At 61.6% G+C, this 12,308-nt stretch carries 8 protein-coding genes; 5 read left to right on the plus strand and 3 right to left on the minus strand.

Annotated elements, in window-relative coordinates; all coding sequences use genetic code 11:
• Positions 1 to 110: 110 nt before the first annotated feature.
• From nuoE to gltA, 5 genes are all read left to right on the plus strand, one after another.
• Positions 111 to 557 (plus strand): NADH-quinone oxidoreductase subunit NuoE, encoded by a 447-nt coding sequence (gene nuoE, locus H5U38_11240; protein MBC7187599.1) that lies wholly within the window; start codon positions 111 to 113, stop codon positions 555 to 557.
• Positions 558 to 636: 79 nt separating this feature from the next.
• The gene (locus H5U38_11245; GenBank protein ID MBC7187600.1) at positions 637 to 2,460 is read left to right on the plus strand and encodes an NADH-quinone oxidoreductase subunit NuoF; all 1,824 of its coding nucleotides are present in this window, start codon (positions 637 to 639) and stop codon (positions 2,458 to 2,460) included.
• Complete coding sequence (locus H5U38_11250) at positions 2,438 to 4,867, plus strand: molybdopterin-dependent oxidoreductase (GenBank protein MBC7187601.1); 2,430 nt, start codon at positions 2,438 to 2,440, stop codon at positions 4,865 to 4,867. The genes H5U38_11245 and H5U38_11250 overlap by 23 nt, the downstream gene beginning before the upstream one ends.
• On the plus strand, positions 4,860 to 5,714 hold the full coding sequence (locus H5U38_11255; GenBank protein MBC7187602.1) for a sulfide/dihydroorotate dehydrogenase-like FAD/NAD-binding protein: 855 nt from the start codon (positions 4,860 to 4,862) through the stop codon (positions 5,712 to 5,714). Before H5U38_11250 ends, H5U38_11255 begins: the two co-directional genes overlap by 8 nt.
• Complete coding sequence (gene gltA / locus H5U38_11260) at positions 5,707 to 7,110, plus strand: NADPH-dependent glutamate synthase (GenBank protein MBC7187603.1); 1,404 nt, start codon at positions 5,707 to 5,709, stop codon at positions 7,108 to 7,110. Before H5U38_11255 ends, gltA begins: the two co-directional genes overlap by 8 nt.
• 31 nt (positions 7,111 to 7,141) lie before the next feature.
• Here gltA and H5U38_11265 read toward each other — a convergent pair whose 3' ends face one another.
• The 3 genes from H5U38_11265 to H5U38_11275 all read right to left on the minus strand — a co-directional run bounded on the left by H5U38_11265 (position 7,142) and on the right by H5U38_11275 (position 12,260).
• The gene (locus tag H5U38_11265; protein MBC7187604.1) at positions 7,142 to 7,672 is read right to left on the minus strand and encodes a hypothetical protein; all 531 of its coding nucleotides are present in this window, start codon (positions 7,670 to 7,672) and stop codon (positions 7,142 to 7,144) included.
• A gap of 204 nt (positions 7,673 to 7,876) precedes the next feature.
• Positions 7,877 to 9,454 (minus strand): hypothetical protein, encoded by a 1,578-nt coding sequence (locus H5U38_11270; GenBank protein MBC7187605.1) that lies wholly within the window; start codon positions 9,452 to 9,454, stop codon positions 7,877 to 7,879.
• An 874-nt stretch (positions 9,455 to 10,328) separates the two neighbouring features.
• On the minus strand, positions 10,329 to 12,260 hold the full coding sequence (locus tag H5U38_11275) for a right-handed parallel beta-helix repeat-containing protein (protein ID MBC7187606.1): 1,932 nt from the start codon (positions 12,258 to 12,260) through the stop codon (positions 10,329 to 10,331).
• Positions 12,261 to 12,308 lie beyond the last annotated feature (48 nt).

The following is a 12,308-nucleotide window of genomic DNA, read 5'->3' on the forward strand; positions in this document are numbered from 1 at the left end:
CCCCTACCTGCCTGGCCTTTGCCGAGGATTTTGTCCGTGGGGAAGTGGAGTTGACCGACTGCATTTTCCTGAGCCAACCGGAAGTGCGACTGCCCAGCTGAGGAGGGAATGTGCAGACAGAGGATGACATCTTTGCCGGGTGCGCAGGTGAGGAAGGCGAGCTGATCCCGATCTTGCAGCGCATGCAGCAGAGGGACGGCTACATTTCCGAGGAGAGCGTGCGCAAAATCGCGCGTTTCCTGAAGGTGTCCGAGAACCAAGTTTACGGTGTAGCCTCTTTCTACTCCCAGTTCCGCTTTGTCCCTCCAGGTCGCCATTCGATTCGCGTGTGCTTAGGGACCGCCTGCCACGTGCGTGGGGGGCAGATCCTCTTGGAGGCGGTGCAGCGAGAAGTGGGCATTGCCCCGGGGCAGACCTCGGCGGACGGACGGTTCGACTTGCAGCGTGTGGCGTGCCTGGGGTGCTGTGCCTTGGCCCCGGTGGTGCAGGTGAACGACGACATCCACAGCCGGGTGACGGTGATCCGTCTCAAGGAGATACTGAGTGCCTACCAGTAGGTTCGAGGAACTACGCGAGAAGGCGGCACAGGCCTGGCGGGCCTTGCAGCAGAGCGAGGTGCCCGTCATCTACATCGGCATGGCCTCCTGTGGGAGGGCAGCCGGTGCAGGTGAGGTGTTGGCTGCAGTTCAGCAGACGCTGGCCGAGGAGAACTTCCGGGCCCGCATCGTGCAGACTGGTTGCATCGGGCCATGCTATCTGGAGCCGTTGTTGGACATCGCCCTTCCTGGGCAGCCGCGCGTCAGCTTTGCCAATGTGACGCCTGAGCAGGCGCGGCGTATCGTTAGCACGAGCCTGCGGCACGGAGAAGTGCCCCTGAACCATGCCGTGGGCCACTTTGGCAATGGCGAAAACCAGCTCCCCTCGTCTCTTCCCCGCTTCTTCGAGCTGCCCATGCTCAAGCCGCAGGTCAGAGTGGTCCTGAAGAACTGCGGTCTCATCGATCCCGAGGACGTGCAGCACTACATCGCTAACGACGGCTATGCCGGGCTGATGCGCGCCTTTGCCATCGGCCCAGAGGCGGTGGTTGAAGAAGTCAAGGACGCTGGACTGCGCGGTCGTGGGGGTGCCGGTTTCCCCACCCACCGGAAGTGGGAAATCTGCCGCAACGCCCCCGGCAAGGTGAAGTACCTCATTTGCAATGCCGACGAGGGGGACCCGGGCGCTTTCATGAATCGCTCGCTCTTGGAGAGCGACCCGCACGCCGTGTTGGAAGGGATGGTGATTGCCGCCTTTGCCATCGGAGCTACCCAGGGGTACATCTACATTCGCGCCGAGTATCCTCTGGCCGTGCAGCGTCTGAAGCACGCCCTGGCCCAGATGCGTGCCTGCGGCTTGTTGGGGCACGACATTCAGGGCTCAGGCTTTAGCTTCGACATCACCATCAAAGAGGGCGCGGGGGCATTTGTGTGCGGCGAAGAAACCGCGCTCATCGCCTCCATTGAAGGCAAGCGCGGCATGCCGCGGTCGCGACCACCCTATCCTGCAGTCAGCGGCCTGCACGGCAAGCCGACCATCATCAACAATGTCGAGACGCTGGGCACGCTGCCGCACATTCTGCGGAACGGGGCGCGCTGGTACCGGCAGTTTGGTACCGAGGGCAACTATGGCACCAAGACGTTCTCCCTGGTGGGCAAGGTACGACGTACCGGGCTCATCGAAGTGCCGCTGGGCACCACCTTGCGCCGCATCATCTTCGACATAGGCGGCGGCACGCGCAAGCCCTTCAAGGCGGTGCAGACCGGTGGGCCCTCAGGCGGATGCCTGTCGGCAGAATTTCTCGACACGCCCATAAACTATGAGTCGCTGGCTGCGGCCGGGTCCATCATGGGCTCTGGCGGACTGATTGTGATGGACGAGGATACCTGTGTGGTCGACGTGGCGCGCTACTTTCTGGACTTTACCCAGAAAGAATCCTGCGGCAAGTGCTCCCCCTGCCGGGTCGGCTCACGCCATTTAGTGGAAATTCTGGAACGCATCGTGGCGGGGCGCGGCGAGCCCGAGGACTTGACGCGCCTGGAGACTCTCGGCGAAACCGTCAAGCGCGGCTCGCTGTGCGGGCTGGGCCAGACAGCCCCCAATCCGGTGCTCACCACCCTCCGCTACTTCCGGCCCGAGTACCTCGCCCACGTCCGCGAGAAGTATTGCCCCGCCACTGTCTGCCGCGAGCTCATTGAGTATCGGGTCATTCCCGAAAAGTGTACCGGCTGCCAGCGTTGTGTGAGCGTTTGTCCCACCGGGGCAATTACGGGCCCGCGCGCCGAGCCCCACAACCTCGATCCGAGCAAGTGCATCAAGTGCCGTGCCTGCTATGAAATCTGCCGCTTCGATGCCATAGCAGGCGACGCTATCGTCATCAGATCGCGACGGAAAGCAAGCGATGAGCAAACGCAACGGCAGTAGCATTGGCATTCGCATCGATAATCAGCCCCTGCGCGTGGCAGCCGGGTCGACCATTCTGCAGGCGGCGCAGCAGCATGGCATCTACATCCCCACCCTGTGCGCGCACAAGGACTTGGTACCGTTCGGGGGGTGTCGCCTCTGCGTGGTGGAGGTGGACGGTATGCGGGGCTTTCCTACGGCCTGCACCACGCCGGCCGAAGAGGGCATGGTGGTGCGCACGCACACCGTGCAGTTGCAGCAGATGCGTAGCGAAATTCTGCGCCTCATTCTGAGCGAACACCCGGCAAGCTGCTTGGTATGCGATGAGGAGCAGGAGTGCCGTGAGTACATGCACACCATCCGCAAGGTGGGGGTCACCACCGGCTGCCGCTTCTGCCCCAATGACAATCACTGCGAGCTCCAGGAGGTGGTGCGCTACCTGGGCGTGAAGGAGATCGGCTACCCCGTGTACTACCGCGGCCTGCGCGTGGAGAAAGAAGACCCCTTCTACGACCGGGATTACAACCTGTGCATTCTCTGTGGTCGCTGCATCCGCGTGTGCCAGGAGGTGCGCCTGGCGAACACCCTATCTTTCAAGCAGCGGGGCAGGTACACGGTGATTGGGCCTGCTTTTCAGCGCACTCACTTAGAAGCAGGCTGCGAATTCTGCGGCGCATGCGTGGAGGTCTGCCCCACTGGGGCATTGGCAGAAAAGGTCCGAAAGTGGGAAGGGAAGCCGGAGCGCACCGTACGCAGCACTTGCGCACTGTGTGGCCTGGGGTGCCGCATCCAGCTCGAAGTGAAGGGCGGTGAAGTCATCGGCAGCCTGCCCGCAGAGGACCCAGCGGTCAATGCCGGGCAGCTGTGCGTCAAGGGACGTTTCTGCATCGCCGAACTGGTGAACACGCCGGAGCGTGCCCGATTGCCGGCAGTGCGCAAGGGAGGGGCCTACGTGGAGGTATCGTGGGAGGAGGCACTGGCGCACGCGGCAGAGCGCATGGCCGCCTGCCAGCCTGACGAGTTTGCCATGCTGGTCTCGGCAGATTGTACTAACGAAGACCTTTATGTCGCCTACAAATTTGCCACGCAGGTGATGGGCTCGCCGCATGTGCTCACCTCGGGAAGCCTCTACTACGGGAACGCCTTGCCATCCTACCTGCGGCTCCATGCCCTGTCAGTCCCCCTGGCAGAACTGCGGCGGGCGGACGTGGTGCTCTGCGTCATGGCGGATACGCGCTTCAGCATGTCGGTGGTGGGAGTGGAGCTGCGGCGGGCGCAGCGCCGAGGTGCACGCCTGCTGACCCTCAACCCCAGAGACCACAATCTGGCGCTGGTGGCGGATCTCTGGTTGCGCCCCGAGCCTGGAAAAGAGGGAGAGCTTCTCCGGGCAATGAGCGCAGAGATTGCGAGGAGCGTGCTCGGCTCCACAGGGACGCGCGACGATGAGGTGCAGAGTGCCGTACGCCTTCTGCGTAGAGGGCGCCGGCCAGTGATCCTCCTGGGGCCCGAGTTTATGCGTGAACCCCATGCCGCAGACATTGTCACGGCTGTGGAGGAACTGGCACGGGTCTGTAGGGCAGGAGTCCTCCCCCTCCCTGTGCACGCCAACTTCCTTGGGGCAATGCTGGTGCAAACGCTTTTCAGTCGTCCAGAAACGTCCTGGGACAGCGTGTCGGCGCTGGGTGCGGCGAAAAGGCTCGGCGTGCTCTACCTGGTGGGCGAGCACATCCCTGCGCCCCAGCGGTGGGCAGATTATGTCATTTACCAGAACTGTTACCTGCCGCCTGAGCAGAGCCAGGTGGACGTGCTGCTCCCGGTGGCCGCATTCACCGAGGTGGATGGCTCACTGGTCAATGGCGATGGTAGGCTGCGCGTGTTGACCAGGGCCGTTGCCCCGCCTGGCCAGGCAATGCCTGACTGGATGATCCTGGCGCGCCTGGCCCGCCAGATGGGCAAGTCGGGATTCGAATATGAGAATGTGCAGCAGCTGCAGCGGGAGATTTGGGCACGCTGGGAGGAGCGAGGACTTGCACTCCCTTCGCGAGGGCCTCAGCGATGGCCATGGGAGGAGATGACCACGGCGGCGGCAGCCGTGCAAGCAGAGGCAACTCCGGCAGAGAAGGATTCCCTCATGGCCTATGCCCATCTCAGCGCGCACACCTATCGCGGCTTTCCGCTGGCGGCGTTTGTGGAGGGGGCAGGAACTATTTTCGGCGGAAGCGTGGCGGTGTTCCACCCAGAAGACGCCGCAACGCTTGGTGTTGCCAATGGTGCCGAGGTGGAGCTGAGCGGGAACGGCCTACAGTGGCGGGGGAAAGCCGAAGTCCGCCCGGAGCAGCTGCGTGGGATCGCCTCGGTGCAGCTGGCGGGCACCTCGATGCCCCTTGGGCTGACTGGTCCGGTGACAGTGAGGGTGACTCATGGCTGAACTGCGCGCAACGCAAATGCTTGTCCCCAACATGCACCTGCTGACGGTCTTTGCGCCAGAGGTCGCGCGTGGCATGCGGCCTGGGCAGTTCGTCATCGTGCGGGCAGAAGAGGAAGGCGAGCGCATCCCATTGTCGGTCGCCGATTGGGACGAAGCTGAGGGAACCCTCAGCATTGTGTTCATGAACGTCGGAGGGACGACAAACGCGCTGGCCGCACTACCTGCGGGGAGCACGCTCCCTACTGTGGTTGGGCCCCTTGGCAAACCCACGGAAATAGACCACTATGGGACCGTGCTCTGTGTAGGGGGCTGTTATGGCATCGGCAGTATCTTTCCCATCGCGCGGGCGCTGCACCAGGCGGGTAACAGGGTGATCGTCGTGCTGGAGGCGCGGAGCAGCTTTCTTCTCTTCTGGGAGGAGCGCCTGCGCTCTGTGGCCGATGCACTGCACATCATCACCCGCGACGGTAGCAAAGGGCTGCGCGGCCATGTGGGGAGGCTGGCCGAGATCATCGCCGCCGCGCAGCCGATACACCGCATCCTGGTCAATGGGTGTACCTTTCTTCTGAAGCGAGTTGCCGATGTGAGCAAGCCTTTTGCTATCAAGACCATGGTCAGCCTCAATCCCATCATGATCGACGGCACCGGGATGTGTGGCGTGTGCCGGGTCAGCGTGGCGGGAGCCACCCAGTTCGCCTGTGTGGACGGCCCGGACTTTGACGGGCACCAGGTCGATTGGCAGGAGCTTCTCCAGCGCCGCAAACAGTACGTGCGCGAGGAGACGCTGGCCTATCGCAGCAGCCGAGGCGAAGAACACCGGATCTGTCAGGGACACGCTCATGCCTGAGCCGAGCAAGAAAAAGCTCGATCTCCACCGGCGAGAGATGCCCAAGCAGCCGCCCGAGGTACGCAGGCGCAATTTCAACGAAGTGGCCTTGGGCTACCCGGTGGAGACGGCCGTAGAGGAAGCACAACGTTGCCTCAATTGCCCCAAGCCGTCCTGTATCAGCGGCTGCCCAGTGGAGATCGACATTCCGCGTTTCATCCAGTGCATAGCCGCCAAGGATTTCGCCGCCGGCATCAGGGTCATCAAAGAAAAGAACTGCCTGCCGGCGGTGTGCGGGAGGGTGTGCCCGCAAGAAGAACAGTGCGAGGCGGCATGCCTGCTAAAAAAGCGCGGGGGCCAGATTGCCATCGGCAGGTTGGAGCGCTTCTTAGCGGACTGGGAGGCGGCCCAGGGCGAATTGGAGATTCCGCCCGTGCCGCCGCCCACGGGCAGGAGAGTGGCCGTGGTGGGAGGGGGGCCAGCTGGGTTGACCGTGGCAGGTGACCTCATCAGGTTGGGGCACGCCGTGACCATTTTCGAGGCACTGCACAAGATGGGCGGGGTACTGGTCTACGGCATCCCGGAGTTCCGTCTGCCCAAGGCCATCGTCCACCGCGAGGTGAATTACCTGCGGCGCCTGGGCGTGCAAATCGTGACCGATTTCGTGGTTGGCAAGACGCGTACCGTCGATAGCCTGCTGGAAGAGTACGACGCCGTGTTTATCGGTTCCGGGGCCGGACTGCCGTGGTTTATGAAAATCCCCGGGGAAAACCTCAACGGTGTCTACTCGGCAAACGAGTATCTGACGCGCATGAACCTGATGAAGGGTTTCCTCTTCCCCAAGTTCCGCACGCCGATCAAGGAGCACAGACGGGTGGCGGTCATCGGGGGAGGGAATGTGGCCATGGATTGTGCTCGCACTGCCCTGCGTCTGGGGGCTGAGGTGCGCATCGTCTATCGGCGTTCGCGCGAGGAATTGCCGGCACGCGCCGAAGAGATAGAAAACGCCGAGGAAGAAGGGGTGATCTTCGATTTCCTTACGCTGCCGGTGCGCTACATCGGCGACGGCAACGGCTGGGTGAAGGAAATGGAATGCCTGCGCATGAAACTTGGCGAGCCGGATGCCTCTGGTCGCCGCCGACCCATTCCCATTGAGGGCTCAGAATACCGCCTGCCGGTGGACGCCGTGGTCTGCGCCATCGGCAATAGCCCTAACCCCCTCATTGCGGCAACCACCCCAGGCTTGGAAGTGGGCAAGAACGGCAATATCGTGGTGGACGAAGAAACGGGCAAGACCTCCCGCGAGCGCGTGTGGGCCGGGGGCGACGTGGTCACCGGAGCTGCCACCGTAATCTTGGCCATGGGGGCCGGGCGCAAGGCCGCGCGCTCCATCCACGAGTACCTCTGCTCGTTGTAACTGGTCGCGGCGGCGTCCCGTTCTCGCCAGGCTATCCCAGCAGGCCACTCACCAACATGATGGCCCCGCTGGCGAAAACGCCGGTGAGAAAGGCCAAATAGGCCAACCGCACAAAACGGTACTTCTTCCGCGCCAAAAAGCGCCCCAGCGTGTAGAGCTCCCGCAGCTGCATCTCGTAGGAGCGTGCAGGGTCGCTCATCATTTCTTCCATAGCCTTCACGTACTCGCCATAGTCCAACTGCAGATAGTCGCTGAAGAAGAGCAAGTTGAAATTGGGGTCGTGCACATCCGGCTTTCCCCTGCGTCTGAGGAGCACGGAGACCTTGGGCATCACGGTGTACACCGCAAAGACCATGGTCAGCAGACAGAAAAAGATGAGGATTAGGGCTGCCGCTCGGGTACGAGGGGTCTCCACGTAACGCACCGACAGAGTGAGCACCACCGACGACAGCGTCATCAGGATGTTGGCCTTGAGGTCGGCCATGGAGCTCAAGGCCACATGGTGCTCGCGCGTCTGTTTGAGCATGTGGTCCAGGTGTGGACCCGGTTGCGGGATGTTCATGCCTCCCTCCTTGCACTGCTTGTGTGCGCAAACTTGCCGACCGTGGGCCGAGGTGCGCGTCGCGATGCAGGGGATGCGAGTCGGTTGTGCAAGTTTAGCAAAACAGAGGCAAAAAGGCAAGCCGAAACAGGTGCGCTGATGACGCTTGAGGGCGAGGCTTGTTGCCTCGCCCTCGCGCCGAAGCTTCGCGTTCGCCCTGTCGCCTCAGAAGGGGAGATCTAGGCCCATGCCCAAGGCGAGAGTCTCGGTCACCTTGGGCAGCACCCGCTTCTCTGGGGCCTCGGTTTTCTCGGTGAAGAGCTTCAAAGCCACCGAGGTGAGTGAGGAACGCACTCCCACGCGCAGCCACGACGGCTGATTGCCCAGCGCCAGCCACCGCGCTAAGGGGAGGCGCACTGCAGCTCCCGCGCCTACGTGGCTGACCACACGGAAAGGCGCAAAAAAGTCGTGCTCCGTCTGCACGGCGTCGGCCCGCTGCAGCACCCCGACGTTGAGTCGTATGGGCAGCGCCGGCAGGGGCACGTCTAAATAGGCGCCCACATAGGCGGAGCTAAGGTCGGGAAAGTCTTGCGCCATCTCCATGCCGCCGAACACGCCGAGGACAAAAAGGTGCAGGCCGGCGGCAATGGAGTGCGAGCCCCGCAGACGTAGCTCGCCTTCGTTGCGGTAAACCACGCTGTCCTTCTGGAAGTCAGCCAAGAGCAGCTTTGCTTGTCCGGTGAGCTGCGGACGGTTGTCCCAGCTCAGACTGACCTGGGGCAGACGTGCATCCGCGGGCGGCCCGGTCGTGCGAATGGTCCTCAGTTCATAACTGCCATGCAGGGCAGTGGGAAACCCGCGCGTGTACGTGGCCCCGACTGAGAGAGGACCAAGAGCAAGGTTGGCGCCGACAGAGGCAGCGAAACGGTCTCCCTTAAGGTTGAGCTTATAGCTGCCGGAGAAAGGGTTGTCGTTCAGGCTGAAAGAGCCCTGGAGGGTACCCCACCAGGGTTGGTTGGTGAGCGGGTCAATCCCCCCGGGCGTTCCGGTGACATAGCCTTGCGCCGAGATCTGACTGGTGAATTGCACAGGCCGGTCGCTGGTGCGCACGCGGTAGTAGGTGAGTCCCACCCCCAGTGTCAAGGGGCGGAGCGTGTAGGAGATGGCTGCCGCCACGGGGAGGGCCGAAATGAAGAGCTCCCCCGGCCCACCGGCAAAGGAGGCATCCACCGTCGTGGTGACGTCCCAGCTCACAGGAATCTCCTCCACAGGCAGGTCTGGCACCATCTGCCGGGTGATGGGGGTATCTACCCGAAAGTGGGTCTGCAGACGGAAGTCGCCGCCGGCCCGCAGGGAGACCCCCCCGCGCCGGGGCTGAAACAGGGCTATGCCGAAGCGCCAGCGCCGGAACTGATGCGCTATGCCCAGTCCCGCCAACCCGCCCATTTCCTTGAGCTTCAGGCCTGCCTCGACGTCAATGGCACCGTAGGCAAGAGAGCTGTCGCTCACCCGGAAGGTAAAGTTTCCCTCCGAGCTCTCGGGCAAACCGAAGGCCACCGCTGCCTGGGTGCCCTTCACGCTGTACAGGGCCGCCGGGTTGGCGGCAATCCCCAAGGCCCCCTGGCCGCGGGCCGGGTTAAGATACCCGGGATTGAGGAACATCAGGCACGCTTCGGGGACGGTCCCCTGGTAGGAGCCGGTGGCATACTGAGCTAGTCCTCTGGCCGACAGAAGTGTGAACACCAGGGAGCCCGCCAGCATGGCTCCATGATACTTTGCCCAGAACACTCTGCGCTCTTGCATGGCGCCCTCCTTAGAACACAACTCTCACAGCCGGCATAGCGCCCCATGAGTGGCCGCAGGTCGTCTGCCTGATGGTCGACTCTCGCCCATGCCCGACCCTCGTTCTCTTCAAGCCCAAGTGATTGAAGAGGCGCGACATTTGGCGACAACTTATGAAGCCGACAACCAATGAAACCTGCAACAAGCGTGCCTGGTCTGCGCGGCGATCAATACTCCTCTTCCAGCCTGCAGCCCAAGTGTTCCAGTGCCTTCGGTCGACATTCCTCGTTTGACGCACGCGGGGCGCAGAGCACAGACCCTTGATTCGTCATCCCCCGGCGAGATCCGAAGGCGGGAGGCGAATGAAGGTCCTGACCGAGAGAAGATTAGAGACGCTGGCAAAGAGGCGGGAGCCTTCCCACGGCGTCCGAGTCCCAACCAGGCACACCGAGCTGAGATGCCTGTGGAGAGGCAGGAAAGCGTCCCCCGGGTGGCAGTTCCATTGAGGATAGCTCAATTCTCCTACGGTGGCTTGGCGTCGCCTCAGGGGCACCTCAGAATCGCGGGGAAGAGCTTCACCCCGCCGCCTTTGGAGCAGGAGCCCCTGCGTACATTGGTTCTCCCAGGCGATGGCCGGGCAGCCCTCGTTCCTGCCATGTGTGGGGAGTGGCGCACACGAACTTGCCGCGGTCGACGCCGACTAGAGGAGCAAGGCCTTTTCTTATCCGTGCTCAGTACTGCTGCTGCTCTTCGTCTCGGGGCGGTCGCGACAGCCTTTGCCGCCGGGACGAAGCGCAGAGACCACTGTTTGGCACCTGCGGCCTTGAGCCGAGGGTGTCAGTAGCACCTTGTCCGAGGTGGAGTTTTCTTGTCTGTTTTGGTGTTGCAATCCGAGCTATTTGACCAGCACCATTTTGCCCACCGCTTGAAAGTCCTGCATGCGGATGCGGTAGAAATAGATGCCGGCCGGCAGCGCGTGGGCGTCAAAAGTCATTCTATACACACCCGGTTGGTGCACGCCCTTGGCCAAAGAGCATACTTCTTCTCCGCGCACGTCAAAGAGCGTGAGGGTGACATTACACCTTTCTTTGACGTGGTACTCGATGGTCGTTACTGGATTAAAAGGATTGGGATAGTTAGCGCACAGGGCGAACTGGTCCGGAATTCTGACAGAATTACCTGCAAGCGCCGTGTACAGCGCTGCCGAGAATTGGGACGTATTGCCCATTGCATCCGTCGCCGTTGCCGTCACGTAGTTTCCCGTAGGCGTGCCCGACCAGGAAAAATTGCCCGCGGCATCGGCCGTGACTGTGGCTTCCCAATACATGCCTTCGTCATCGGGTCCGGAAAAGATTTCCACCACGGCGTTCGGCGGAGCGGTGCCCACCACTGGATTGAGACCAGTGAGCACCGGCGCGGAGATTCGACCATTGCTGCCTTCCATGAGCTGGATGCCGAGTTCCCCATTACTATGGATTTGATTCTTGCTAATGGTGTTGTGCAAGGCGCTAGTCCACAGGATCGCTATGCCGGAACCGTCGTTGAAGGCGATGAGGTTGTTGGGACCGATGTTATTCGATGGGGTGCTTTCCAGCAAAATCCCATGACCTCTATTCGGCAAGGGGACCGTTCCGAAAACATCGGTGCCGATAAAACTGCCGGCTATCTGCACATGGTGCGCGCCAGCCCCCCATAGGCTGATGCCCGTGTCATTGCCGGAAATCAGGTTGCGTTCGCTGGTTTCCACGCCGCCGATGAACGTGTACGCGCCGCCATTGTTCAGGTAGAGGCCAGCTCCATGATTACCTAATCTCTTAACCCCGTTGGCGTCGGTGCCGATGAAATTACCAACCACTCTGTTGCTGTCGCCGCAACCTTCCAAGAAGTAGATGCCGTAGGTGTTGCCGCCAATGACGTTGCCGGGTCCGATCAGGTTATGGTGGGCCGAAGAGGATAGAAAGATGCCATCGCCTGTGTTCCCCAAGGTATCGCCGCCGGCGGCATTCACGCCGATATAGTTGCCGCAGATGGTATTGAAAGCCGCGCCATAAACGATCGCGATCCCATGGATGAGGCCGGCGATCACGTTACGATCCCGTCCTTGCAGGCCGCCGATGATGTTGCCACGGCCAGAGCGGATGTCAATTCCTGTGGTGGAATATCCGCCTTGACGGAGCCCGGTTGCATCGGTGCCAATGTAACACCCCGTGACCTTGTTGCTGTCGCCATCGATGGAAATCTGAAAAGCGCGGAAACCATTGATGGTAAGGGCATCGATATGGTTATGTTTCCCATATAAAGCCAAACCGGAAGAGATGTCGGCAACAGCGGGAGTTAGGACGATCTCCGGGCCATCGCGGTTGGTGTCTCTACCGATGAACGCCGCTTGCGACCGGCCATCGATGAGCAACCCATCGTTATTCACAGTCAGTTCGGATCTCGTTTCTATTCTCCAGATGCCCAGTTCACTATCAAATCCTGCCGCGTCCAAAGGTATTTGGAAAATAATCGTATCCGCTCCAGCATGGTTATCCGCTTGGCGGATGGCGTCGCGCAAGGAGCCAGCGCCATCATCTTGGCAATTGGAGACGATATACACGTTACGCAAGGAGAATGGAGCAGAAAAAGCAGAGGTATTGCCTTGCGCGTCTGTCGCCGTCGCGGTGATATAGTCGCCGCTGAGGGCTCCATCGTAACGGAAATTCCCTGCGGCATCGGCGGATGTGGTTCCAAGATAGTATTCCCCTTGTGCGTCGCGTCCGCCGAAAATTTCGATGGTCGCATTGGGGAACGCCGTACCCACTAAGGGATTTTTCCCGCTGATCACGGGCGCCGGCATATCCCTGTTGGCGTGTTCAGTGAGCTCGATGCCGCC

This window comes from Calditrichota bacterium, assembly GCA_014359355.1.
Taxonomy (GTDB): domain Bacteria; phylum Zhuqueibacterota; class Zhuqueibacteria; order JANLFK01; family Oleimicrobiaceae; genus Oleimicrobium.